This is a genomic window from Microcystis wesenbergii FACHB-1317 (assembly GCF_014696875.1).
Lineage (GTDB): Bacteria > Cyanobacteriota > Cyanobacteriia > Cyanobacteriales > Microcystaceae > Microcystis > Microcystis wesenbergii_A.
Genome location: NZ_JACJQV010000175.1, coordinates 1 through 26,001 on the forward strand (window position 1 = coordinate 1; position 26,001 = coordinate 26,001).

General features: G+C 44.3%; 22 protein-coding genes. 8 read left to right on the plus strand and 14 right to left on the minus strand.

The window, feature by feature from the left end:
* Nucleotides 1-307 precede the first annotated feature (307 nt).
* Nucleotides 308-1,192 carry a lipoyl synthase gene (lipA, locus tag H6F92_RS16620; RefSeq protein WP_190358764.1) on the minus strand — a complete coding sequence of 295 codons (885 nt, stop codon included), beginning with the start codon at nucleotides 1,190-1,192 and terminating at the stop codon, nucleotides 308-310.
* Between the two features lie 170 nt (nucleotides 1,193-1,362).
* On the opposite strand from lipA, the gene H6F92_RS16625 reads away from it, so the two are divergent.
* Nucleotides 1,363-3,102: a mechanosensitive ion channel family protein gene (locus H6F92_RS16625; RefSeq protein ID WP_190358790.1), complete on the plus strand. Its 1,740-nt coding sequence runs from the start codon at nucleotides 1,363-1,365 to the stop codon at nucleotides 3,100-3,102.
* A 56-nt stretch (nucleotides 3,103-3,158) separates the two neighbouring features.
* Here the strand turns inward: H6F92_RS16625 and H6F92_RS16630 are convergent, their stop codons facing one another.
* The 5 genes from H6F92_RS16630 to dnaX form a co-directional block, all read right to left on the minus strand.
* On the minus strand, nucleotides 3,159-3,362 hold the full coding sequence (locus tag H6F92_RS16630; RefSeq protein ID WP_190358792.1) for a PIN domain-containing protein: 204 nt from the start codon (nucleotides 3,360-3,362) through the stop codon (nucleotides 3,159-3,161).
* A gap of 83 nt (nucleotides 3,363-3,445) precedes the next feature.
* Complete coding sequence (locus H6F92_RS26155) at nucleotides 3,446-3,754, minus strand: PIN domain-containing protein (protein ID WP_242030166.1); 309 nt, start codon at nucleotides 3,752-3,754, stop codon at nucleotides 3,446-3,448.
* Nucleotides 3,751-4,017, minus strand: coding sequence for a DUF2281 domain-containing protein (locus tag H6F92_RS16640; protein ID WP_190358765.1), 267 nt, complete (start codon nucleotides 4,015-4,017; stop codon nucleotides 3,751-3,753). Before H6F92_RS16640 ends, H6F92_RS26155 begins: the two co-directional genes overlap by 4 nt.
* A 71-nt stretch (nucleotides 4,018-4,088) precedes the next feature.
* Nucleotides 4,089-4,412 carry a Grx4 family monothiol glutaredoxin gene (grxD, locus tag H6F92_RS16645; protein WP_190358766.1) on the minus strand — a complete coding sequence of 108 codons (324 nt, stop codon included), beginning with the start codon at nucleotides 4,410-4,412 and terminating at the stop codon, nucleotides 4,089-4,091.
* 87 nt (nucleotides 4,413-4,499) lie between these two features.
* On the minus strand, nucleotides 4,500-6,908 hold the full coding sequence (gene dnaX, locus H6F92_RS16650) for a DNA polymerase III subunit gamma/tau (RefSeq protein ID WP_190358767.1): 2,409 nt from the start codon (nucleotides 6,906-6,908) through the stop codon (nucleotides 4,500-4,502).
* Between the two features lie 357 nt (nucleotides 6,909-7,265).
* On the opposite strand from dnaX, the gene H6F92_RS16655 reads away from it, so the two are divergent.
* Both H6F92_RS16655 and H6F92_RS16660 read left to right on the plus strand, forming a co-directional pair.
* Nucleotides 7,266-9,491: a molybdopterin oxidoreductase family protein gene (locus H6F92_RS16655; RefSeq protein ID WP_190358768.1), complete on the plus strand. Its 2,226-nt coding sequence runs from the start codon at nucleotides 7,266-7,268 to the stop codon at nucleotides 9,489-9,491.
* A gap of 230 nt (nucleotides 9,492-9,721) precedes the next feature.
* Nucleotides 9,722-10,297 (plus strand): hypothetical protein, encoded by a 576-nt coding sequence (locus H6F92_RS16660; protein ID WP_012266834.1) that lies wholly within the window; start codon nucleotides 9,722-9,724, stop codon nucleotides 10,295-10,297.
* On the opposite strand, the gene H6F92_RS16665 is transcribed toward H6F92_RS16660, so the two are convergent.
* Nucleotides 10,280-11,923, minus strand: a complete 1,644-nt coding sequence (locus H6F92_RS16665; RefSeq protein WP_190358769.1) for a CocE/NonD family hydrolase — start codon at nucleotides 11,921-11,923, stop codon at nucleotides 10,280-10,282. The genes H6F92_RS16660 and H6F92_RS16665 overlap by 18 nt on opposite strands.
* Nucleotides 11,924-12,517: 594 nt before the next feature.
* Between H6F92_RS16665 and H6F92_RS16670 the strand changes: the two genes are divergently transcribed.
* Together H6F92_RS16670 and H6F92_RS16675 are read left to right on the plus strand one after the other, a co-directional pair.
* Complete coding sequence (locus H6F92_RS16670; protein ID WP_002782775.1) at nucleotides 12,518-12,997, plus strand: hypothetical protein; 480 nt, start codon at nucleotides 12,518-12,520, stop codon at nucleotides 12,995-12,997.
* 219 nt (nucleotides 12,998-13,216) lie between these two features.
* Nucleotides 13,217-14,869 (plus strand): acetolactate synthase large subunit, encoded by a 1,653-nt coding sequence (locus tag H6F92_RS16675; protein WP_190358770.1) that lies wholly within the window; start codon nucleotides 13,217-13,219, stop codon nucleotides 14,867-14,869.
* A gap of 99 nt (nucleotides 14,870-14,968) precedes the next feature.
* Here H6F92_RS16675 and H6F92_RS16680 read toward each other — a convergent pair whose 3' ends face one another.
* A complete protein-coding gene (locus H6F92_RS16680) occupies nucleotides 14,969-16,216 on the minus strand; it encodes a DUF4912 domain-containing protein (RefSeq protein ID WP_190358771.1) in 1,248 nt (415 codons plus the stop codon).
* Between the two features lie 452 nt (nucleotides 16,217-16,668).
* Between H6F92_RS16680 and H6F92_RS16685 the strand changes: the two genes are divergently transcribed.
* Complete coding sequence (locus H6F92_RS16685; RefSeq protein WP_190358772.1) at nucleotides 16,669-18,006, plus strand: histidine phosphatase family protein; 1,338 nt, start codon at nucleotides 16,669-16,671, stop codon at nucleotides 18,004-18,006.
* Nucleotides 18,007-18,172: 166 nt separating this feature from the next.
* Here the strand turns inward: H6F92_RS16685 and H6F92_RS16690 are convergent, their stop codons facing one another.
* Both H6F92_RS16690 and crtD read right to left on the minus strand, forming a co-directional pair.
* Nucleotides 18,173-18,844: a PEP-CTERM sorting domain-containing protein gene (locus H6F92_RS16690; RefSeq protein WP_190358773.1), complete on the minus strand. Its 672-nt coding sequence runs from the start codon at nucleotides 18,842-18,844 to the stop codon at nucleotides 18,173-18,175.
* A gap of 344 nt (nucleotides 18,845-19,188) precedes the next feature.
* Entirely contained in the window at nucleotides 19,189-20,697 is a 1,509-nt protein-coding gene (gene crtD / locus H6F92_RS16695; RefSeq protein WP_190358774.1) for a C-3',4' desaturase CrtD, read from the minus strand.
* A 361-nt stretch (nucleotides 20,698-21,058) separates the two neighbouring features.
* Here crtD and H6F92_RS16700 point away from each other — a divergent pair, with 361 nt between their 5' ends.
* Nucleotides 21,059-21,274, plus strand: coding sequence for a helix-turn-helix domain-containing protein (locus H6F92_RS16700; protein ID WP_147069750.1), 216 nt, complete (start codon nucleotides 21,059-21,061; stop codon nucleotides 21,272-21,274).
* A 12-nt stretch (nucleotides 21,275-21,286) separates the two neighbouring features.
* Nucleotides 21,287-22,189, plus strand: a complete 903-nt coding sequence (locus tag H6F92_RS16705) for a BglI family type II restriction endonuclease (protein WP_190358775.1) — start codon at nucleotides 21,287-21,289, stop codon at nucleotides 22,187-22,189.
* Here H6F92_RS16705 and H6F92_RS16710 read toward each other — a convergent pair.
* The 4 genes from H6F92_RS16710 to H6F92_RS16725 form a co-directional block, all read right to left on the minus strand.
* Complete coding sequence (locus H6F92_RS16710; protein WP_199308248.1) at nucleotides 22,186-23,145, minus strand: DNA-methyltransferase; 960 nt, start codon at nucleotides 23,143-23,145, stop codon at nucleotides 22,186-22,188. The genes H6F92_RS16705 and H6F92_RS16710 overlap by 4 nt on opposite strands.
* A gap of 100 nt (nucleotides 23,146-23,245) precedes the next feature.
* A complete protein-coding gene (gene thrB / locus H6F92_RS16715) occupies nucleotides 23,246-24,163 on the minus strand; it encodes a homoserine kinase (protein WP_190358776.1) in 918 nt (305 codons plus the stop codon).
* Nucleotides 24,164-24,165: 2 nt separating this feature from the next.
* Nucleotides 24,166-24,876, minus strand: coding sequence for a superoxide dismutase (locus H6F92_RS16720; RefSeq protein WP_190358777.1), 711 nt, complete (start codon nucleotides 24,874-24,876; stop codon nucleotides 24,166-24,168).
* A 229-nt stretch (nucleotides 24,877-25,105) separates the two neighbouring features.
* A complete protein-coding gene (locus tag H6F92_RS16725; RefSeq protein ID WP_190358778.1) occupies nucleotides 25,106-25,687 on the minus strand; it encodes a PEP-CTERM sorting domain-containing protein in 582 nt (193 codons plus the stop codon).
* Between the last annotated feature and the right edge of the window lie 314 nt (nucleotides 25,688-26,001).

The following is a 26,001-nucleotide window of genomic DNA, read 5'->3' on the forward strand; positions in this document are numbered from 1 at the left end:
TTACAGACGTATCAGCAGCTGCGTGTAAGCATCCCACCGAAAAACTAATGCGCGGGGGGTTTGGGGGCGGCGCCACGCCCCCAACGGGGGGTTTGGGGGGTAGAACCCCCCAAAAGCTTGGATTGAGTCATAAAATCGTGGGAAGTAACGCCCAATTTTAGCCGAGAGTTTCCCCGTAAAAATCCCAACTTAGTAGATTTACAAAAATTAACTTAAAACTTACATCTGATCACTGATAACTGATAACTGATAACTGATAACTGATCACTGATAACTGATAACTGATAACTGATAACTGATAACTGATTTACTCTCCCGCATGATAGGAACTGCGGACTAGGGGGCCGGATCTAACCTGAGAAAACCCCATTTTTTGGGCAATTTCTCCCAACTCGCTAAATTCTGCGGGAGTCCAATATTTCTGTACGAGCAAATGTTCCAGAGAAGGACGCATATATTGACCAATAGTAACTCGATCGCAGTCGATCGCCCGTAAATCTGCCAAAGTCTCGATAATTTCCTCTTTTGTCTCACCGTGACCGACCATTAAGCCAGATTTCGTCGGAATTGAGCAATCAATTTCCTTAACATAACGCAAAACCGCCAAAGAGCGATCATATTTAGCCCCGCGTCTAACCGGTCCTTGCAAACGGCGCACCGTCTCGATATTGTGATTGTAACAGGCAGGTTTTGCCCCTACCACCGTCGCCACCCGTTCCTGTTGACTTCCCTTACCTCCAGCAAAATCCGGGGTTAACACCTCAATTAAAGTGTGGGGATTGAGTTCGCGAATGGCTGTCATCGTCCGCACGAACCAACTGGCTCCGCCGTCTTCCATATCATCTCTGGCTACAGAAGTCAAGACAACGTAACTTAAATTTAACAATTGCACCGCTTCCGCCACTTTTTGCGGTTCCTCCACATCGAGAGGCATGGGTGCATGACCCTTATCCACTTGACAAAAAGCACAGGACCGGGTACAAGTGGGACCCATCAACAAAAAAGTCGCCGTACCTTGGGCATAACATTCGCCGCGATTAGGACAGCGACCCTCCTCGCAGATAGTATGAATGTTCCTTTGTTTGATAATGCGCTGAACCGTGGAAATTTCGCTAGATTTGCCGAGCGAACGCCGTAACCAAGGGGGTAAAGAGGTAATTTCCTTGCGCCACTGTGGGGAAATATTGGACATGAGAAGTTAAGTAGGGTGTTGGGGATTGCAGTTATCAGTTATCACTGGGGAGAAGGGAGAGGCACGACCGACTCCCCAAAACGAAAACTTTTGATCTCACCATTAAGATAACTGCCATAAGCTGTGAAAGCGAGTCAAGATCATTGTTAATCAAAAAGGAAACTTGGGCAATGGGACGACGGCAACGGGGAAAAATTTTCAATCTGGTCCTTCAAGGATTGGCGAGTTGCCTGTTAATTAGTATATTTGTTCTTAATTCCCTGCCATCCCTAGGCCAAAATTTTCTAGTTCCATTTGTATCTCCCACGGGGACAAGGATTTTTGTAGCCGGGGATATAGAATATGCTTCCGTGCATCTAGATGGATTTGCCTTATTTCAGATTGCCTCCCAAGATTTTACCGCTTCTGAGGCCCGGGAACTCTCCCCAGTACAAAGACGGGCTAGGCGCATTGAAAGAGGCTTAAATAATATTATCAATCGGGGTTTCGATCCGACAACCCTGCAAGTAAGTACGGCGACTCTCAATAATTTAACCGTGATTGTGGCCAAGGATAACCGGAAGTTACCGCAACAGGTAATTCTGACGGTAACAGAAATTGATGCCCTGATCGATTCTTCTTCGGTTGGCGATTTAGCGGACAGATGGGTTAAAATCATCCAAACAGCTTTGCTCCAAGCTTGGCAAGAACGTCAGCCCGCCCCTCGCCGGCAACAGGTAATGACTGCCACTATAATTATTTTGGGGCTAACTTTCTTAAGCTGGGTATCAATTTGGTGGCAGAAACGTTTAAGAAATCGCTTTAATCTCCTCAAAAAACAGGCTAAAAGTCAATCTGATCGAAATTCAGCCATAAATTCCCCCCCCAGAAAAGATCGCTCCCAAGAGCCGATTTTAGCCGCTCTAGGAGATTCCTCTAATTTCCGTCAACAGGCTGATATTCAGCGACAACTAACGTTAAATATTCTCTGGAAAAGACTGGCTCTTATTGGACTGATACTGCTTTGGTTTGGCGGAGTAGCGGCGATTTTGTATGTATTTCCTGAAACTAGGCTAGAAGGACGCGGAATAATCCGTATTCCTTTACGGATTTTTATTATCTGGTTGCTGCTGACATCAGTGAGCAATATGATTAATCTCTACGTTAATTCTCGGCTACGGGAGTGGGTAGAGGAAGGAGCGGTTTTTTCCGAAAATTTGGAAAGGAGGATTCTGCGCGCTCCCACTTTATTAGAAGTTTGGCGACAAATTATCACATTTATCGCTATTTTTCTGGGAATTTTGGTTTTTTTGAGTTGGATGGGCCTTTCTTTCGCCTTTTTACTCACGGGAGCCGGTTTAGTGGGAGCATTGCTCACCTTTGCCTTTCAGGATCTTTTAAAAGATTGGATTAACGGTTTTCTAATTATCTTTGAAGACCAATACACTGTCGGTGATATGGTCCAGTTTCAGGAGTTTATCGGTTTGGTGGAAAATATGAGTTTGCGAGCGACTCAATTGCGGGCTGCTGATGGACGTTTAATCACTATTGCCCATAACCAAATTATTAGCGCACACAACCTCAGTAAAGATTGGGCGCGGGTCGATTTTACCATCGAAGTCGCCTATCAGACCGAGCCAGATGTGGCGATCACTTTAATGGCAGCCATCGCTGAAAATATGGCTGTAGATCCACAATGGCAAGAAGATATCATCAATCCCGTGCAGGTTGCTGGTGTTAGTCGGGTTTCTCACACGGGAATGGAAATTATGCTCAGAATTGTCGTCAAAAGATTACGACAATGGGACATAGAAAGAGAGTATCGTCGTCGTCTAAAAATTGCTTTTGAGGAGAAGGGAATTCACATCGGTATCCCCCAACAAAGTTTCCTCATAGCAAGAGATAGAGAAGAATTCAAGGGACAGTTTTAAAGGGGAGCATTTTCTATCGGTGGAATTATAGGCCGTTGAAAGCAGATTTTCCATCACTACACTTGAATGATATCAAAACTGCCTTGGTTTTGAATCCGATAAAACAGGAAATCTGCATCGAGGGTGAGAATTTGCCGATACCCAGTCTTTTCAGCTACTAAAACTAGGGTTGCATCTGCCAAGTCCATCGGTCGATCACAGTATTGTTCCATTAAAGCCAACAAGCGACTAAAATCACTTTCTTGAATATTGTAAACCACCAGCAGTTTATCTAATGGGACTTAGGCATTTTCGGGCAGCAAAAAAGGCTCAAACCATTACGGGACAAAGGGTTAACCTCGATTTATGATTTTCCTTGATCTATCTGGGTTTCAGCGATTTTGGGCTTCTCGAAGTAAATCCCAAGCAGGGATTGGGGTTGAGGCTTTTCTCGATTTGTTTTTTGTCTAAGTCCCACTAAAAGAAGTTGTCCCAGTTGTTTTTGCATTTGCCAACCCCCCCGATGCAGCGCCAAGTACATGGCTTCGGTCAGGCATGACCAAGTTGTGACCAGAGGCTTTGCTAAACGCATTACTGTATTTCTGTAGGCTTTATGTTGGGGTTGGGTGCGATCAACCAAACAAAGCAGCACTCCTGCATCACACAGGATCATAGCTCTAGTCCTTGTTGCCGATATTTTTCGAGCAGCAGTTGCTGGTAGTCGTTTATTGGTTCCGGTGAATTGACAGTTAAGCCATCTACGGCTTCAAACCATTGTAACCATCTTTCTATCAGTTTTCCATCAGGCTGAGTGTCAAAGGTTTTGACTCGATATTTATGATCGAGAAGATCAATAAAGTCGCTTACTTCCTGAACAAGGACTTCGGGGAGTTGCTGTAGCTTAGAAATTGCAGTTTCTCGGATTGTCACAATCATCACCTCTACCAAGATTGCTAGTTGGACAACTTTAAACTAGGTTAGGTTAGATATCCTAACCTAGAAAATTTTTAGGAAGCTAAGGCTACCTCGACTATTTGTTGTAGTTCCCCATTTTGATAGAGTTCGATCATAATGTCGGAACCACCAATAAATTCACCGTTGATATAGACTTGGGGAATAGTCGGCCAATTGGAATACTCCTTAACTCCTTGTCTTAACTCCTGATCTTCCAGAATATCGACAGTTTCGTAGGAAACCCCCAGAATATTGAGAATTTGTATGACGTTATTGGAGAAACCACACTGAGGCATTAATTTATTGCCCTTCATGAACACAAGAACTTTGTTATTCTGGATTAATTGATCGATTCTGGCCTTAGTTTCGGGTGTCATAGGTCTAGTAGCTAGAATTTGAGCAAGAATAGCCAATCCTGAGACGTGGCATATCCTATTAGTTTAGCACAAGCCGTTGGGATAGCTTTAAAAAGGAAGATCTTCGTCCTCCTCCAAACTATCTAAAATTTCGTTAACATCAGGTCTCCCGCGCACGATAGTCATATTTTCCAGAGACTTATTAACTTTAGTTTCTGCGACCGAATTTTCTGGCACTGAATAACCCATATTGACCAGTTCACCATCAAAAGATTTCGCTAACTTTTGAGCGGCTGCCAAAATTTCGCTAACATCTACATCCTGATCTAATGTCCCTAAAGATGAATCAAAATTTAAGATTTTTTCGGGCAGTTCTGTGCTAAGAGTTTTTGGGGTTTCCGACGCGGTGAACTTTGCTTCTTTTTTCTCGATAATTGCTTCTTTGACCGGGGGAATATCCACCACGGTCATAACTTTATTTTCGGGGGTTATTGGTGGGTTTGCTGCGGTTTCTGGTGGTGGTAGTATCTTAGCTGCTGGGGATTGAGAAACTTCCGCAGCCATGGCAGCAGTAGCGGAACCTACCTGTAAATGAACTTTAATCCGGCGCTGAAAAACTGCCTCGAAAGCTGACTCAATATTAGTCAATCGTAGCCTGGCCATTTTTAATAATTGTTCCGAAGATATGCTTAAATAAGCGCTCGATTCTTCCATATTAAAAAGACTGCCGTGCTGACGCAAGAGAGTGCGAGTAGTGGGGGGTTCCATTACTTCTAAAACCTGCTGCCAAATTTGTTCATGATTGTCATCACTGGTAACAGTTTTAACCTCAGTTTTCGCCACTTCGACCCTAGTTGTCGGGGTGATAACCGCCGGTTTTATCGGTTCATTAACCGGCGCCGGCGCTGTGATCATTTCAGTAGGCCTCTCGGCGCTGGTTTGGGGACGGGAAGGCGCTGTCGTGGCAACTAGCGGAATCACCTGTGCTTGCGGTAACAGTCCCAAGAGAGTGACTTCTAACCAGAGACGGGGTTGAGTGGTGTTTTTTAGTTGCGTTTCGCTGTCTTTAAGCAGTTGTTGACCGCGGAGAATTTCCTCTAAAGACCAAGTACGCGCTTCCGTACACAAATCCTGCCAAGTGGGAGCGGTGACAGCGACCATTTCTGGACGATTAGGGGCAGTTTTAGCTAAAAGTAGGTTTAAATAGAATCCCGCTAGATTTTGCAGAACGATTAAAGGTTCCTTACCGCGATTCATCAGATGGCGACATTGTTCGATAACTTGATCGGGAATATTGCTATGAATGACTTTAAGTAGGGTTAAAAGGTCTCTTTCGGGGACTGCACCGACCAAATCCCAGACTCGCTCGGCCGTAATCGTTCCTGCGAGTAAACTTAATTGATCAAGAAGACTTTCGGCATCGCGTAAACCACCGTTAGCGATCTGAGCCACAAGGGTTAATGCTTCTAGGTTAATATCGATCGCTTCTATTTGGGCGATTTTTTGCAGGTGTGCCACCATGGCATCGAGAGCAATACGGCGATAATCAAAGCGTTGACAACGGGAGATGATGGTAGGCAAGACACGCTGAGGATCCGTGGTAGCAAGCACGAAAATCACTCGATCCGGCGGTTCTTCCAGAGTTTTCAGCAAAGCATTAAAGGCCGCCGTACTGAGCATATGGCAGTTATGAACTAATAACCCATTGGCAACAAAATTATGATTGTCCTCCACTTCTAGGTCATAGACGCTTTCTGTGTCACCTTCTTGAATCCCTATCACTTCCTCGAAATTTGTCAGCCATTGAGGGGATTTTATGCTATTGGGCCTGTATTGCACCGCAGCCACATTGACAGGGGATAGGATCTGATCGCCGATTTTGAGATTTTTTGCTTGTATCCATGCTTTTTCTGTTCTAATCAAATGATTACCAGTGCAATTAATCGTCCGATTTCTGGTTTGAATGGTTAAAGTTGCTTTTGCGCCTCGGTTTAGCCATCGCAGGACTTTTTTATATTCCCACTCTCCGCTGCTCTCGTTGTAACTGAGAACTCGTTTTCCGAGAATCTCAGGATGATTAATGGGGATTAATCCCGTTTCGGTGAAAACAAGGCTATCCCCAGTCAGGCATTCATCGATGACATAGACTTTATAACGACATTGGACGGGGGCAAATTGCGATCGCTCGATAATTTCCCGAATGTTATCCACACCCGTATTACTAGCGGCATCAATTTCGATCACGTCTAAAGCGGAACCATTGGCGATCGCTTGACAGACGGAACACTTACCGCAGGGAATCGGTGTCGGATGGTCACTAGACAGACAGTTGAGGGATTTGGCTAAAATTCGCGCCGAGGAGGTTTTCCCCGTGCCTCTGGGTCCAGTAAATAGGTATGCAGGGGCGATTCGCTCACTGATTAAGGCATTACTCAAGGTCGTGGCGATCGCTGATTGTCCCACCAAATCGGCAAAGGTTTGGGGACGATACTTATGATGTAGAGGTTCGTAGGTCATGACTGGCTGAAAACTTTTTCCCCACCCTAGAGACTACTATTATCCTATCCCGATTCTTTTTTAACACGAGAACAAGTGTATGCTTTTTAAGCTGTTAACTATTGAAATTGCTTGTTGAGATCAGGCAACAGTATAAAACCCCACACCCCACACCCCACACCCCACACCCTACACCCCACACCCCACACCCATCAGCAAATTTTATCTAGACAGGTTTAATGCGCGATTTGCATCACGAAAATGGCAATTTAGCTAAGGCTTGTAATAAATTGTATTAATAACTACAATTTGGCCGAGAAAATCTGCGGACTATCTTAGTATGCCCAAAGATAGCGCCACTAATCAGACCCACTGCTTATGACTGAATCTACAAAAACCCAATGTCCTTACTGTGGAGTAGGTTGTGGTTTGACAGTCACCCCCCCTGCGTCGGCCGGACAAGCAGCGAAAGTCTTTGGGGACAAGTCCCACCCCTCCAGTCAAGGTATGATCTGTGTTAAAGGGGCCACTGTAGCGGAATCAATCGATAAAAATCGCCTCAAAACCCCGATGATCCGCGATTCTCTCCAAGAGCAATTTCGTCCTTGTACCTGGGAAGAAGCCCTCGATCGCATCGTTAACCGTATCCAAACTCTAATCGCTCAGGGGGAAAAGGAAAGTATCTGTCTATACGGTTCGGGACAATTTCACACCGAAGATTACTACATCGCCCAAAAACTGGTCAAGGGTTGTCTGGGAGTCAATAACTTTGATGCTAATTCCCGTCTCTGTATGTCTTCGGCCGTGGCCGCTTACCTGGACAGTTTCGGGTCCGACGGTCCCCCCTGCTGTTACGATGACCTAGAATTAACCGATTGTGCCTTTCTGGTGGGGACAAATACGGCCGAATGTCACCCCATCATCTTTAACCGTCTGCACAAGTATCTCAAAGGCAACCAACAAGCGAAATTAATCGTCGTTGATCCCCGCAGCACCAAAACCGCCAAGGCCGCTAATCTCCACCTAGCCATTAACCCGGGGACCGATATTGACCTATTTAACGGTATTGCCCACCTGTTACTGAATTGGGGTGCGATCGATACCTATTTTATCGATAAATGCACCAGGGATTTCCCCAAATACGCCGAAATTATCCGCCATTATCCCCCCGAAATCGTCGCGGGTAAATGCGGTATCCCCATCGACGATTTAGAAAAGGCTGCCCGCTACTGGGCCGAATCGAAAAGAGTGCTTTCCCTCTGGTCGATGGGTATCAATCAATCTAGGGAAGGCACGGCCAAAGCCCGCACTTTAATCAATTTACACCTAATGACGGCTAATATCGGTAAACCGGGGGCTGGTCCTTTTTCCCTAACGGGACAACCCAACGCCATGGGAGGAAGGGAAGCCGGCGGCCTCTGCCATCTTCTGCCCGGTTATCGTTCCGTCAAAAATCCCCAACACCGGGCCGAAGTGGAACAAGCTTGGGGTTTACCTGCTGGTCAGATTTCTCCCGTCCCCGGTCGCGATGCTTGGAGTATGATTACCGGTTTGGAGACGGGAGATGTCAAACTTCTCTGGATTGCCGCCACTAATCCGGCCGTTAGTATGCCTGATCTAGAACGTACCAAGGCGGCCCTGTTAAAATCACCTTTTACTATCCATCAGGATGCCTACTATCCCACGGAAACCAGCGCCTATGCCCATTTATTACTGCCAGCGGCCCAATGGGGCGAAAAAACGGGAACAATGACCAATTCTGAGCGCGTGGTGACGTTAAATAAGGCTTTTCGTCCTCCCGTTGGTCAAGCTAGGGCCGACTGGCAAATTTTTGCCGAAGTTGGTCGCCGTTTGGGGTTTCAGGCACAATTTAATTTTCAGGATTCGGCCGAGGTATATTCCGAGTTTGCCGGCTTGACATATAAACGTCCTTGTGATATGACAGGGATTAATTATGATCGCCTGGCCGACACTCCCCTCCAGTGGCCCGATTCCATTGATGAAATTTCCGCCCCTAAAATCGCTAATTCTGGGGAATTACTGGGTAATTTAGTTAAAGATAACGATAAAAGCCAAAAAACAGCCGCAAAACGCCTTTATACCGATGGTAAATTTAATACTGCCGATGGTCGTGCTGTTTTCGCCGCTTACCACAGTAAAGGTTTAGCGGAACCCCCGGACGATGATTATCCCCTAGTTTTGACCGTGGGGCGTTTGTACGGTCACTGGCACACCCAAACTCGCACTGGCCGCATCGAGAAAATTGTCAAAATGCACCCTGCACCTTTTCTGGAAATTCATCCCCAAGATGCGGCAAAATTGGGCATAGAAGCTGGGGAATGGGTGGAAGTGCGTTCTCGTCGCGGTTCTGCCCGTTTTCCCGCTTTAATTACCAAAGCAATTGCTCCTAATTGTGTCTTTGTGCCGATGCACTGGGGGGCCCTATGGGCAGAAAATGCTGAGGCTAATAGTCTCACCCATCCGGCCGCTTGTCCGATTTCCCTGCAACCGGAATTAAAAGCTTGTGCTGTCAAATTAATCCCGTTGAAGTCTTTAGTTAATGCCGAATTATCTCCCGGTCAATTTCTGGCAACTCCCCGATAGAATTTGGCTTTTTTTCTATCTACTAAGTGGCGTTTGGGGGGTAGAACCATCTAAAAGCTTGGATTGAGTGATAAAATCGGGAGTAACGCCCAATTTTAGCCGAGATTTTCCCTTTAAAAATCCCAACTTAGTAGATTTATAAAAGTGAGATGCAGCCTATTTAATTCTCAGGAAAAAGCCTGTATAATGATAGCTATAGTTCGATTCTTACCGCAAGATTATACATATCTATGGCTAAGTCCAAAAAACACAATCTGCAATGGATCAAAGAAACCCTCGATTTAAATCCAGATCATAACTGGAAATCTAGTCCGGGTAATAGTATTTTTGTAGCTGGTCGCGGCGCAGTTCGCTTTGAAGTTCCTCAAGATTGGCATTTTGAACCCGATGATAATTCCTTTCGTTTTTTAGATAGAAAACCCCCCGATGATGATTGTCGTTTAGAGGTTTCCTATAATTTACTTCCCCCCGGAGATTGGAAAGAATTACCCCTAAAAGGAATGGTCAAAAAATTAGCTCGTGAAGATAGCCGTAATCCTCACGAAATCGGCGAAGTTATCCAAGAAAAACGCCAAACCGCACGCATTGTTTGGGTGCAAATTCAATTCATCGACCCTCAAGAAAATCGGCCGGCTTATTCGCGTATTGCCGTGGGTATTGGTTCCGGGGTTCAATGTTTAATTACTATGGATTATTGGGTCGATGATGCGGAAAAATTCACCCCCGTCTGGGATACGGTTATCTCCTCGCTGGTCTTAGGTTTATACATTCGCGATCCCCGCAGCGGTTTAGCTTTCCCCGACTAAAGGTAATAACAATTTTGCAGGAAAATTTCCTTGACAAAAAACCTTAATTGTGATAATAGAAAAATTGATCGCCCGACTTGCGTGGGGATAGCTGCCGGTTCCCGCATTGACGGGATGTGCGGGAAAGCAAGAGGCACTCAGACTTAAACGCAAGCTATGACCTTGAGGAATAGTGATAAAAGTGGCCTGCATGGCCATATTTAGGGGCAATTCGGGATTATTTACCCGTTTATAACCCTGAGTGATATTAAAAACTCGACCATCGGGGGTAACTTGAGAAACCACCGCACAGATATCGAAACTAACCGCGTCTGCTTGACAATAACAATCCAGACGGGGACTACCCAAAATCGTTAAATCTTTCTCTAGGGGGGGAGAAGTGTAGGTAATCACATCACTGCGACAGTCTAGCATGGTGCGATCGAATATTCCCCCCGGTAGGGCGCTATGACCTCCTAAAGATGGGACCGGTCGCCAAGGATCGTGAACGATGGTATCCTCGATCGCAGGTTCTAACAAAATCGCGCTTAATTTCCCCTCATCCTCGCGCAGATTGGCTAAACCTTGACTAGCAAGATAATAAATTTGCTGATTTTCTGTTGGAAATTTATCCAGATATTGCCATTGATTAGACCCCATTTGAAATAGATACATAGGAGGATTTTTTAATAACTCCACTTCCTGACCTTTTAAGAAATAATCAAACCATTGCAGCTGCATTTTATCCACGGGACTAATTGCCTGTTGACCATAATCTATCTCTCCTGCTTTTCTCCCCCAAGGTAGATGAGTCCAAGCACCAATAATTAGCTGTTGGGGATAGATAGAACGCGCTTGCATTTCTTGGTATAAACTCAAAGTTCCCCGGAGATGAGGATCGAACCAACCTCCGATATGTAACATCGGTAAATCGATATTTTTTAAAAGGTGTTGCGGTGATAAATTTTGCCAGTAGTCATCGGGAAGATAACGAGTAATCCAATCGTGATAAAAAGAATCGGCGGCTAAATCATGCAGAATCTGAGGAGAGGCAGCAACAGGATCAAAAAGGGGTAAATTTCGGGAAGCTACCCAGAGTTTTTGATAGGCAGTTTCGTCCCCTTTTAATCTTGCTGTTTCCGCCGCTAATTGTATTGCCCAAGCGAGATTATATTGTAAATTAAATGCTTCATTTTCATAGCCCCAATCTCGATATAAATCGTGAGCAATCATAGCTGGACAAATAGTTTTTAAAGCACCGTGACCATTAGCAGCCGCGTATAATTGGGTCATTCCCTGATAGGAAAAACCATACATTCCCACCACACCCGTATTATTAGGAATAGTTAAAACCCATTCAATAGTTTCTAATCCGTCGCTAATTTCATGGGCAAATAAATTAAAATTTCCCGTCGAGTTTCCCCGGCCACGGACATCCTGAATTACCACAATATAACCCTGACGTGCATACCAGCTAGGATGGGCATAAACCACCGTAGAAGCGATCGCTTTTCCGTAGGGTTGTCGCATTAGTAAAATCGGAAAAGATTCCCGACTATCGGGACGATAAATATCGGCAGCTAAACTAATTCCATCTTTGGTGATCAAACTAGCTGTTTCTTTTTTTATCGGGTGGGGATTAAGCATTATTATCTCTTTCAGATAAAAAATACTGTCAGGTGGCTCAATTTAAGATTACTTTCAGTCTAGTATATAGCGTTTGTTGCAATCATGAGCTACATTGACATCCTCACCGCAGATGAGGATAGGGATTATTCAGTTCAATAAAATTAACCGTAACTGCTGAGAGTGAACTCTTATCGGATGTCTTTCGCTGTTAGATGAGTAATAAAACCATAGCCAACATCAATTAGGAACTAGCCCATCAAAGTATGGACTCTGAAGATTTTTATAACCCGTCAAGTCATTCGTCGTTTTACTTACCGAAGGCTGCATCTAATTTTTGTCAATCTACTAAGTTGGGATTTTAAAAAAGAAACTCTCGGCTAAAATCGGGCGTTACTTGCGATTTTATGACTCAATCCATGCTTTTGGCGGTTTATACCCCCCCAAACGCCAGAGCGCATTAGATTAACTGTCAGATGCTTACAGGCGATTGTGCAGATTTTTTGTACCAATTTAAGAGTCGCTGATAATTGCTGATTGTCAGTATTTCTGCAAATGGGGGATGCAGCCCTTACAATAGAAGATTACCTGGATTATTTTTGCGGGGGGCAATCGGTGATTCTCAATTTTTCCCTAAGGATTGTAGCGGCCAAAGGCAGACTATTCTGTAAGTTTTCACTCTACAAAACCTATCGGGTGGTCAGTAGTGCCCCCGTCGATGTCCTCTGGCAAAAATTAATCAATGTGGCCGATGTCTCTTGGCATCCTTTGATCGCCAAGGCTGATGTTCCCTTGGGTTTAATCGCTAAACCGGGGTTAATCTATCAAGCTGTCACCCGTCTGACTCCCATTCCTATCCGGGTTTTCGTGGAAAATGTCCGCCCCGGGGAACTCCTCAGCCTCAGAGTTCTCGCTATCCCCGGCATGGAACAGAAAATGACCTACCAAGTGGAATCAACCCTCTGTGGTAGTTATATTTCCTATTCTGTCACCCTGCGGGGTTGGCTGTCCCCCTTTATCTGGTGGTTAAGTCGTCCCTATTTAGCCAAAGTCGCCGCCCAACTAGCTCACGCCGCCGAAGAATTAACGGCCTAAAAAAAATTCTCCCCAATTGTGCTAATAAATAATCTGCCAAGGGTCAAGATTTAAGTCACAATGGTATATGGATAGACTTAAACAAAATTTTAGTCAGCTACATTGGTACATATAGTCTACTGATATCATCCCGACGAGTTGAGCGCAACAACCTCAATCCGCCGGGATGAACTATCTCTAGAGACTTTACTGATGAAGTAAGCTCTACAGGAGGGAACTATGGGGGAATTAAACACAGCCGAACTTCTAGTTAAATGTCTAGAGAATGAAGGGGTCGAGTATATTTTTGGGCTACCCGGGGAAGAAAACCTCGATGTTTTGGAAGCCCTAAAAAACTCCTCGATCAAATTTATCACCACCCGTCACGAACAGGGCGCCGCTTTTATGGCCGATGTCTATGGACGCTTAACGGGAAAAGCGGGGGTTTGTCTCTCCACCCTAGGACCGGGGGCGACTAACCTGATGACAGGGGTAGCCGATGCTAACCTCGATGGGGCGCCCTTGGTGGCCATCACCGGCCAGGTGGGAACCGATCGGATGCACATTGAATCCCATCAATATCTGGATTTGGTGGCCATGTTCGCCCCGGTGACGAAATGGAATAAACAGATCGTCCGGCCGGGTATCACCCCAGAAGTGGTACGGAGAGCCTTTAAAACCGCCCAAAGTGAGAAACCGGGGGCAGTTCATATCGATCTTCCCGAAAATATCGCCGCTATGGCTGCCGATGGTAGTCCTTTGCCCCTCGATAGTCAGGAAAAAGTTTACGCTTCCTATCGGACTTTGAATATGGCGGCGGCGGTGATTTCTAAAGCCAAAAATCCCTTGATTTTGGCGGGAAATGGGGCAATTCGCGCTAATGCTAGTGAGGCTTTAACGGAATTCGCCACGGCCTTGAATATCCCTGTGGCTAACACTTTTATGGGTAAGGGGGTGATTCCCTATACCCATCCTCTGGCTCTTTGGGCGGTAGGATTACAGCAACGGGATTTGATTAGTTGTGCCTTTGATCGCAGTGATTTAATTATCGCTGTTGGTTACGATTTAATCGAGTATTCCCCGAAAAAATGGAATCCAGACGGGAAATTACCGATTATTCACATCGGCATGACTCCGGCGGAAATTGACAGCAGTTATGCGCCGGTGGTGGAAGTGGTGGGTGATATCACCGATTCTCTCATCGATATCCTCAAACGGGCCGATCGCCAGAATAAACCAACTCCCGTCACCGCGGGATTAAAGACGGAAATTCGGGCCGATTACGAAACCTATGCCAATGATACGGGTTTTCCGATCAAGCCACAAAAATTGATCTACGATCTGCGTCAGGTGATGGGACCGGAAGATATCGCCATTTCTGACGTGGGCGCTCATAAAATGTGGATGGCCCGTCAGTATCACTCCGATTGTCCCAATACTTGCATTATTTCTAACGGTTTCGCCGCTATGGGTATTGCTATCCCTGGTGCGATCGCCGCTAAGTTAGTTTATCCCGATAAGCGCATTGTGGCGGTGACGGGAGACGGCGGTTTTATGATGAATTGTCAGGAATTGGAGACAGCTTTGCGGGTGGGAACTCCCTTCGTCACTCTCATCTTTAATGATGGCGGTTACGGTTTAATCGAATGGAAGCAGTTAAACTATTTTGGGACATCTTCTTTTATTAAGTTTGGTAATCCCGATTTTGTTAAATTTGCCGAAAGTATGGGATTAAAAGGCTATCGGGTGGAATCTGCCCAGGATTTGATCCCGATCCTAGAGGATGCTTTCCGGCAAGATGTCCCTACGGTGATCGATGTTCCCGTCGATTACGGTGAAAATCTGCGTCTTTCCCAAAAATCGGGCGATTTAAGCTGTCAGATTTGGGAATAGAAGTTGATAGCGTTGACAATCCCCAAAAAAAATCCCCTAACTAAATCTCAGTTAGGGGGAAGTAATTAGGTTGGCTTTGGTAACGTTAGAAAACCCAATCTAGAACAACCATTCTAGAACCGCCTCATCTTTAGTGTTGGTATTGCGAGAGGGGGTTTCCCGGGTAAATTTCATGTGGATAGAACGATTTTGTTCACCATCGGCGGCCACGGCCATAATCGGATAATCGATTAAACCATCTTGGAAGGACATCTGATAGCGGAAAGTGCCATCGGGATTGAGTTTAATCGGACGACCACCGATAGTTACGGTGGCATCGGGTTCGGTAGCACCATAGACGATTAATTCGGCATCGGCAACTAACCAGAATTTGCGCGGACGTTGTAGGGTTTCCGAAGCGCCCATACCGATACCGGAAGCAGTTATGCCGATACCGGAAGCGGTTAGTCCCGATACCGTGGGAACTGCCCACATACCAACTCCGGAGGGGAATACATAGGAACTGATCACTTCCGACATCGGTACGGAACCGGCGACGTGCTGCATGGAACCAAACAAGGAACCGGCCACCCGTAGGGCCTCCATATCGCCGACACTCTCGAAAATTTGGTCGTAGATGGGGCTAGTTGCCTTGCTTCCGGTGCTGCTGCCGTAGCGTTTGCTGGGGGGAACGAGTTCGTAAACAGTTTTACCCACCAGTTCTTCTTCCCAGTTAACGGTGACAAAAATATCTTCAATCCAGTCGGAAGGATAGACGGGAGGAATCCGCACTAAAGGAGAACGGGCCAAAACTAACCAACGACCATCGGCACAACGATAACCGATATCGATAACATAATCTCGATCGCTGACCGGAATCGGTAAATACCATTCCCGGGCCAATTCATCACAGAGATATTCTTGGACACTGTGGGCACCTTGGCTATTGAGATCGATATCGGTAACATCATAAAGACGCAGGGCTAACTGTTGTCCCCCTTGACGACGGAGATCTTCTTTTGATTCGTTGGGGATATCCCAGTAAGCATAGGCCCACTGAGGATCGCGAGGTAGGAGGGTGATGCGATTTTCACCGTAGCCACCGGGCAGATCTCCTAAACCATCATCCACTGAACCTAGGATATCTTCGATCGGGTGAGCTTGACCTAATTCAAATTTTGCTGCTTCCACTGGTTTTTCCTCTTTAATAATAGATTTAAAATTGCCGCTTACTCCCATAGCTTGGGTAATTGCCTCGATTAACTGCGTTTTCCGCATCCGACTGTAACGAGAGATGCTGTATTGACTGGCAACTCGTCGCAGTTGCCGCAAGGTCATCTCATCTAAGGGGGGGTATTCTGGATCCATGAGTTGACGCTCTCCGATTAGTTACGACGGCAAATGTTTTTGGGCATTTGCAAAAGCAGTTATCTGGGTAATCCTTCTAACTACTCATCGATTGCTGTGTGAACGAGAGATCCACTCGATGGGGATCAAGGGAATCGCTTGTTATAAATACCTATTAAACAGTAAGATTCCGATTTTGACCAAGTACATTGTCATGATTTCTTGACAAAACCGCCAAACCCTTGATCCCAAAGAGATTGTAATATCAGGAAGTTTTGATACGCTGTGCTGCCTTGAAACTGCATAAGGAAATTTTAGTACAAATGCTCGCCGCTCCCCACTGTTTACTTAACAGTCTCCACTGATTACTGATCACTGATTACTGATTACTGATCACTGATCACTGATTTGTACTCCGATCCCGATCGCCTGTAATCTGATATTGAGACTTTTAGTTAAGGAGACTGAACCGCTTGGCTACTCGTGTGATTATTGTTCGTCATGGACAAAGCAGTTATAACGCAGAGCAGAAAATACAAGGTCGCAGTGATGGCTCGGTTTTGACAAAAAAAGGGCATCTGGACGCGGAAAAAGTAGGAAATGCCCTCAGTCAAATCGATATCGCCGCTTTTTACTGTAGTCCTCTCCAAAGAGCCAAATCTACTGCTGAGGTGATTCAGTCTCGTTTAAATCACTCTCCCGTCATTCAACCCACTTCGCAGTTACTAGAAATCGATCTGCCTATCTGGGAAAATATGGTCAAAGAGGAGGTAAAAGCTCAATACCCCCAAGAATATCGAGATTGGCACCAAAAACCTCATGAATTTAAGATGATACTGCCCGATGGTCAAGAACATTATCCCGTTCTCTCCCTCTATCAACAAGCGCAGGATTTTTGGCGGGAAATTATTCCCCAACACCAGGGTCAAACTATCCTCATTGTTGCCCATAACGGCATTAATCGCTGTTTAATCCTCAGTGCCATCGGTATTCCGGTTTCCTTATACCATTCCCTGCAACAATCTAACTGTTGCGTTAATGTTCTCAATTTTACGCGTGATTTTGGTGATCCTGTCCAGGTGGAATCCCTCAATCAAACGGCACACCTAGGGATAGCTTTACCCCCACCACGTCCTCCTTTCCAAGGTTCTAGGCTGCTGCTGGTGCGTCACGGAGAAACCCAATGGAATCGGGATAAACGTTTTCAAGGTGTGCGCGATATTCCTCTCAATGATAATGGCAAAGCTCAAGCTGAGAAAGCCGCCGAATTTCTGCGAGAAACGGCGATCGATCACGCTGTCACCAGTCCTTTGTCCCGTCCCAAGGAAACTGCCCAAATTATCCTGCAATATCACCCCGATGTCACCTTAGATACCCAAGTAGATCTGACGGAAATCTGTCACGGACTTTGGGAAGGTAAATTAGAGGAGGAAATTGAAGCGAGTTTCCCCGGGATGTTAGAAGACTGGAAAAATGCCCCAGAAACCGTGCAAATGCCGGAAGGGGAGAATTTACAGGAAGTTTGGGATCGAGCGATCGCTTGTTGGCAGCAAATCGTTAAAACCTATAGTAATAGTGATAGTCCTAAGACAATTATGGTAGTAGCTCACGATGCCATTAATAAGGTGATTCTTTGTTATTTATTGGGTTTAAAACCCGCTAATTTCTGGAATATTAAACAGGGAAATGGCGCGGTTAGTGTTATCGATTATCCCAAAGGAGTTGACTCTCAACCGGTCTTGCAAGCAATTAATATTACCTCTCATCTAGGAGCGGGAATACTCGATCGCACGGCAGCTGGCGCTTTATAACAGTTATCAGTGATCAGTTATCAGTGGGTAAGTTATCAGTTATCAGATTTGAGTTTTAAGTGAGCAGTATGTGGTAAGTGTGCAGTATTAAATAGCAGTTTCTTGCCATCTTTTCACTGATTACTGATCAGTAATCAGTGATCACTGATTACTGATTATCAGCCGGTCAGCTGCCCTTGGCTTTCTTAATTAAGAACAGACTACCCCCAAGTATGGCGAAAGCAACAACCGCATTGGGTTCAGGAACTTTGGTGGCAAAGGAAGCATTGTCAATACTAAAACTATCGACATCTGTTGTATTATTGGCAAAGATAACAGAACTAAATTCTGCTGTCCCGATAATACCGAGAAACCCATTCTCTCCACCAATTGTAGGATTGATAGAAATAGTTTGGTCTCCTGTGCCATCGAAATTGCCAGTAAGAGTTAACTCATCAATGCGGGAAAAGTCAGCACCAAAAGCCAACACGGTAGCAGGAAACTGCCAGGTTATGGTATCAGAAGCACCCGGAAGTGTACCGGAAGCATTATCGTAAACACCAGAATTGACACTGTTGTTATTAAACGGAGGATTAGGCAGTATGGGAGGAGCGGAATTAGTGGAAACAATCCCTGAATCTAGGGTAATTGACTGTGCCGAAGAAATAGTATTGCTAAAGGTATCGGTGGTAATCTTGTACGAGGGGTTAGTGGCGAGTGCCGCTTCCCAGGCAGTCCGATTTGTATAAATGGTATAAGCACTAACAGAAGACACGCTACTTAACAGTAGAGTTACTGTCCCTGTGGCGAAAGCTAAAGAATTAAGGGCATTGAGCTTCACTAGGTTATTTCCTCTCATTAAAGGTGAATAAAAACCAGAGTATCAGAGCAGGTACGAAAAATCCTCTCATCTTTGTAAGGAATAATTACAAACCACTTTCCGCACTTCTTAACATTCAATTGATAATTTTTACTAATACATTGCTTACAACCCTTTGCCAGTAAAGATTGTAGCTACAAGGATCGATTTTCATCAAGGTGAAGAATTGTAATTTGTTTTCTCAGAAAAAATCAATTATTGAAAATGTTCTCAATAGTAGTTTCTACAATGAAGCTTTTTCGTCAAAACATCGTGGGGAATGTAAAAATATATAAAGGTATATGAAGATGTGCGGAATGTCGGATTTAATTCCACCCACCCACTTAACTAGAAGCTAATAATTTATTCTCAATCTGTCTAACTACCGTTAGCGCCGAATAGCTGACTCCGGCAGTACCTTCTCCCGGATGGGTGGAATCTCCTACTAACCAAAGATGGGGGATCGGAGTGCGCGTCGCTACGCCAAAAGGGCCAAAAGTGGACAGTCTTTGACCAATACCGCCGACAATGCCCTGATTTCGCCCCGTAAACCGCTCAAAAGTGCGAGGAGTAGCTGATTCGATGTGAACGATGTGATCAGGACTAAGATGGAAATAATTACCGAGACGCTCGATCGCCTCTTGGGTGTATGCTGCTTTTAATTGCTGATAATTATCTTCTCCTTTTCGCCACCAAAGACTGGTATCGGTGAAGGAAGAAGCAATAATCGTCGCTTTTCCCACTGGAGCGCGGCCATCCCCTTCTTTACTCACGGAAACAAACAAAGAGTTATTTTCGCCGATTATGCCATCGTCATCGTAGAGAAATTGCAAATGGGGAGGACAATCGGGGGGAATAGCAGCGCGATCGACTCCTAAGTAAACCACAAAAGCACCGGATGCGGGGGGAAGTTTTTCGATTCTCCGGTGATAAAGACTGGGAATGGCTTCGCGATCGATTAATTGTGGTAAATTTTGGATCGGGATATTAGCCACAATCTCATCGGCCATTTCTGGATATATTTGACCATTTTTTTGATTTCTGACGATAATTCCCGTGGCTTTTTTCTTTTCTGTCAGTATTTTTTCCACTGTGTGGCGCATTTGCAATTTACCGCCGTATTTTTCCAAAGCTGCTACTAGGCGATCGCTTAATACTTGCATACTACCCTGAAGGTGGGATAAACCTTGGGGAGACTGAGAAACTGCTAAAGCGGTGGCGGCATAAAGTAAAGCGGTTTCATCGGCAGTAACTTGGGAATAAAGCTTTAACTGGAGATCCAGAAAGGTTTTTAGGCGTTTATCCCTCTCTAAGCCGTATAATCGCAGAGCATCGCCCACAGTCATCAAAGTAAAGGGGAAGGTAATAGCAGTATCTACACGCAAAGCGGCGATTAATTGCCCTAAATCCCACCAGTTGCGCGGGGGTAAAACTGGATCGCGACTTTGAAAACGCCAACTTGCTTGAAAGAGCTTTTGTAATAATTGCCAAAAAGGTTCGCTGCCCGGAAATTGTTTTTGTCTTTCCTCTTGCCACTTTTGCCGATCGCGCCAGACATTAATCGCAGTGGTTTCCCCGGGCAGAAAAACGGCACAGGCGGGATCGCAGGGGACAGAATCGGGTAAATCTATCCCTAATTCGGCAAAAATGCGCTGATGAATGCCCCCTACTTCTAATCCTGCCACTTGAGTTGCCCCCACATCAAAAGTAAAACCCCGACGGGAAAAAGTCGAGGCACAACCCCCGGGGACAAGTGCCTGATCATATACTGTGACTTGATAACCTCGACGCGCCAATAATGCCGCCGCCGTTAGTCCGCCAATCCCTGCACCAATAACGGTAATTTGCGTCATTTTCTTAATAATTATTTATATTTATTTTTATCCTAACACTGCTGTCTTTTCACTGATTACTGATTACTGTTCACTGATAACTGATAAAATTTCCCATCTCCCATGCGGTCTTAACGGTTAAACTCACCCGCCGTCAGTAACTTGGGATAATCGTGCAAAGTTTAGCATACGGTCGGGTGCAGTGAATTGCTATATAGCGGTTTTCAGTCTAATAAGGTATAGTAAATCCCTTGATAGATAGGCGTTTCAGCGTTTCAATCGGGACTCACTTCTGTGAAAACCGCTATATGTTCCCTTAGGAATCCCTGTTGTGACTTATTGTCTATAGACTAAAAAGTAACATACTTTTATTATCCAAAGCATGAGTGTTAGATTACTTTTTGGTCAAAATGTCAAAAAAGTTCGTGAGCAGAAAGGCTGGTCGCAAGATCGCCTGTCTGAAGAGACAGGATTACACCGAACTTATATCAGTGGTATTGAACGAGGCGTTAGAAATCCAACAATTGAAATTGTTCAACAACTTGCTACTGCATTAGGTGTTGAGATTCAAGATTTGTTTATCGATTCTAATAAATAATTGGTATAGTAAGTGATTAATCTTTACAGGCAGCAACAATTCCAACTTTACAATTCAGCAAGAAACTATTTCATAGCAAGCCCAAATACCTTGATTGAGCTAGAAAGGTTTTTGACTAATCATATTGTGTCATTAGTTAAATCAAACCTTGCTGAAATTAAAAATGACTACAATGAAGCATCCTATCTTTATCCTTTCTGGGAAAACTATCCACCTGGAGATAGAGGTCGTCAGCCCATAATGGATCAGTACCCTTGGCTCGAAGTTGGTGAACATACAATAGGAGCTAAACTACCAAGGTTATTAGTCAATAGCTTTGATGTTAGGGATACTGGAATTCCGACAGGGGCCGATCAAAGATTTGTTATAAGTAGCAAAAATATACTGGAAGCTACCCAAGGATTTACTAATTCAGCATGGCTGTTTATAGATATTAAAAGTGTGGGACCAAGAGACGATCAAGATCATACTGTAATGAGCCATAATCAAGTATCGGGTGATGGAACTTGGGAAAATTCTCAAGCAGGAGTTAGAAACTCGATACTACAAGCAATTGGGGCGAGAGCATCACATGATTTTCAGGCAAGTATTCCACCTATTTATGTTCTGTCTGATGGAACTATTGCACCAGTTGTGATTATTGCTCTAAAGCCTGTATATCAAATGTTACAGGCCAACCATAGTAACATCAGAAATAATGGACAACCTTTGGAAAGAATTGATGTTGCCTGTATCCCTAACGGACTCTTACTAACCCAAAATCCCAATTACCTTAACACTTATAGAGGGATTTTATTTCCAGGGAAAGATGATAAATCAAAAGACCCGAGGAAATTACGAGTGCGAGTTAGTTTCTCACTATTAAAGAAAATTCACCCGTGGAGAGTAGAATCTATTCTAGTTCCCTACCCTTAAAAATTTAGTCTAAGTTGGCTCTCTTCTTTATTAATATTTTCTCTTGCTAGGCTTACATATTTGGCTTCTTTTTCTATGCCTATAAAGCTTCTTTTATTCTGAATACAAGCTATTGCAGTCGTGCCAGAACCCATAAATGGATCTAATACAGTATTTCCTTGAGCGCTATATAACCGCACAACCCTTGAGGCAAGTTCTAAAGGAAATTTTGCTTCGTGGTCATCGTTTGATCTTACACTTCTAATAAACCATACCGCTCTAGATCCCCAAGCTTTCCACTCATCTGGATTGATCTTTTTTCTGTCTATAATTTGCTGACCAGGTTTCCAAAAAATATAAAGATCTTCATACTCATCAACGGACTTAAGCGAGTTAGAAGTCCATTTGCAATTTGCCCATGCTGGATCTTTTACCCAAATTCTTCGATCATATAAGTAAAGGCCACATTCTTGTCCATAGCTTTGAAGAAATCCGCCAATAAGATGCATTCTTGTTTGAGACTCGTATTTTCCACCTCTAATGTTATTGCCGTTAAGTCTCCTATCAATTGTTTGCTCACTACAACCCAAGTAATCAGCCAATTGATAACGATTAAATTCGGGAAATTTTTCTTTTGCTTCCAGTACCATTTCTTTGGTAACTTTTGATTTCTGCATGCAAAGGTTCATCGCTTGAAATTTAGGAATTTTTTCATCTTTAAAACAACGAATATCTCCAGCATTGATTACGAGAAATCCACCAGGCTTCAAAACGGTAAAGTGATGATTGATTACTTGGCGAAGCATTGCCTGCCAAGATTGATATGTTTCTTCTTTCTCGTATTCTTTTCCTACAAAATATGGTGGTGACCAGAAGCTCAGATCTATTGACTCAGGCGCAATCTGCTTCATCAATATTTCTGCGCGTCCGTGATGAATAGTATTGATTTCAAGAAAATCCATTACTTCAATTGCCAACTGATGTTACTCATAGTGTACATCCTGTGGTCTATATAGTCAACATATTGAGAGTCAAATCCTGTTTTTTTGAAATCTGTATAACCGGTAAATTGGACTCTTAACAGTTTACCCGCGCCCCTAGGGTATCTAAAGCCAAAATTTTGGCACTGGAGTTAATCCCCACTTGCTGCCAAGCATTTGTCATCTCTGTGGCTGTTTTTTGGGCATTGTCGGGGTTAGTTAAAGCCAATAGGCTCGGACCTGCGCCACTAATTACCATCCCGTAAGCACCGGCATTAATGGCGGCTTTTTTCACCTTTTCGTAACCCGGGATCAAAGATTGGCGATAGGGTTGATGCAGTTTATCCTCTAGGGCAATTCTCAGCCAATCGCCGTTACCCGTCTCCAATCCCCGCAATAATAAACCCAAGCGGGAAATATTGAAAATCGCCTCCTGACGGCTAATTTTTTCCGGTAAAACCGCCCGAGCTTTTTCCGTAGCCAGTTCAAAATCGGGAATCCCTAGGACGGGAATGAGATTTTTTTGCCAAAATACTTGACAAATAGCCCAATTTGTGCTATCTCCTGCCGATAGCTGACAGTTGCCCCGCAAAGCCGGCACCACATTATCCGGATGGCCCTCCAATGCGATCGCTAATGCTTCGATTTCCCCCATAGATAAAGGATTTCCCGCGCATTGATTGGCAGCCAATAACCCACCGATAATAGCCGTGGCAGAACTACCTAAACCTCTAGCCAGGGGAACCCCTAAACCGATCTCGATGGCGATAGGGGGCGGATTCTGTCCTATTTTTTGATAAACTTGCAAAAAAGAAGTATAGATTAAATTATCAGCACCTTGGCTAACTTTAGCTGATTCAGTTCCCTTGACACTAATGCTGACAGGGTTAGCTGTCGTTGCCGGCAGCAGGGTAAAAGTAAACTGATTATATAGGGTTAAGGCCGCTCCGAGACAATCGAAGCCGGGCCCAATATTAGCAGTGGTAGCGGGAACTGTTACCGTAAAAGTTGACATGGTTAAGCTTTTGCCTGAAGATAGCGGCGATTTACCTCCTCCCAGTTAACCACATTCCACCACTGTTTTAAATACTCAGCCCGTTGATTACGATATTTTAAGTAATAGGCGTGTTCCCAGACATCATTGCCCATAATTGGCTGTAATCCCATCATTAGGGGGCTATCTTGGTTAGCAGTGCTGATAATTTCCAGTTGTCCTGACTTATTTAAAACCAACCATGTCCAACCACTACCAAAAAGTTTAGTACCTGCTTGGTTGAAAGCGTTTTTAAATTCCTCGAAACTGCCAAATTTAGCGATTATTGCCGCCCCTATTTCTCCTTTTGCTTCGCCACCACCATCGGGGGACATAATCTGCCAAAACATCCTATGATTAAGATCGCCGCCGCCATTATTGCGGATAGTGGTGCGAATATCGGCGGGTAAAGAGTCAAGATTTTTAATTAATTCTACTACTGTTTTTTTCTGCAATTCTGGATATTTTGCCACTGCCGTGTTGAGATTATTAACGTAGGCTGCATGGTGTTTATCGTGATGAAATTGCATCGTTTCCTTATCAATATAAGGTTCTAGGGCATCATAGCTATAGGGTAGGGCAATAAGACTATAGGGACCGGTAGCGGCAAAAGCGGCAGAGTTAAAACCGGCAAGAGTGGCTGTGCCAAGGGTAGCACCTAAAAGATAAAGAAATTGACGGCGATCAAGAGACATATTCTCAGAGCAGATGTTCCGATTATTAATTATCCTATCGATCGGGGCCTTGGCAGACAAAAGTTTTAATTTTTACCTGTCCGCTATAAGATGTCAAATTTTTTGAGTAATTGCCGGGGAATTTAAAAAAATTTGTTTACCTAAAATTAAGAGTTAAATTTGGAAGGTTTCTAGAGTGCGTTTTTCCTCAAGTGGGGAAGGAAAAAATCCCATCCCCACACTTGTCAATTTATCGTTTTTGTTTGAATTGAGAACCGATGCCCAAAAGTCCTAAACCTAATAATCCTAAAATTGCCGAAGGTTCGGGAACTGGTGTGACATTGATGTTATCAAACTGATGAAACGGGAATGCCTGAATCCATTGAACAGATACTAAATTAGTGAAGCTAGAATTAAAGGTAAAAGTTTCTAGGGTACTAAGAATTGCATCGGTAGTAAAAGCTTGGCTAACGGTACTAGAATCGGCTTTTGTTCCTGTAAAATTGACAGTCACACTATCATTACCATTGAGGCTAGTTAGTTGAATAGAATTTAAGTCAAATAAGCCTCCGCCATTTTGGGTTAATCTGGTGATTCCACCAACCGTACCATTTAATAAGGCGGTAGAACCAGGGTAACGAAATTCCTGAGTGCCAAAAAAGAAAAAAGGAAAAGGAGTAGACAGGTTATCTAGGGTAAAACCGGCTTCGGTATAGGTAAAACCGACATTATTAGGGACTGAGTTATTTTGTTCTAAGCTTTGAAAATCGATAATTACAGCTTGGGCGGCTTGGAAAGGGGTTAGGATGGCTAGAGTTGCCCCCGCTACCAATAAGTAATGCTTACCCCCCCCCCCACATTTTTGATTACTTTTGTTAATGTTTTGTCCATGAAAAACTCTTTCTTGGTAAGTTTCCTTCGATTATATAATTGTATTTTTCAAAAGACTGGTATTGCCTGCTACCAATAAGTAATGCTTACCCCCCCCGCACTTTTGATGATTTTTGTTAATGTTTTGCCCATGGAAACCTCTTCTATGGTATGGTTTCTTCGATTGTATAATTGTCTTTGCCTCTCTTGGATATTGGCTGAAAAATGTTCACAATGTCACATTATGGGCGCAAGCAGTTCGATAAACTCACTGAC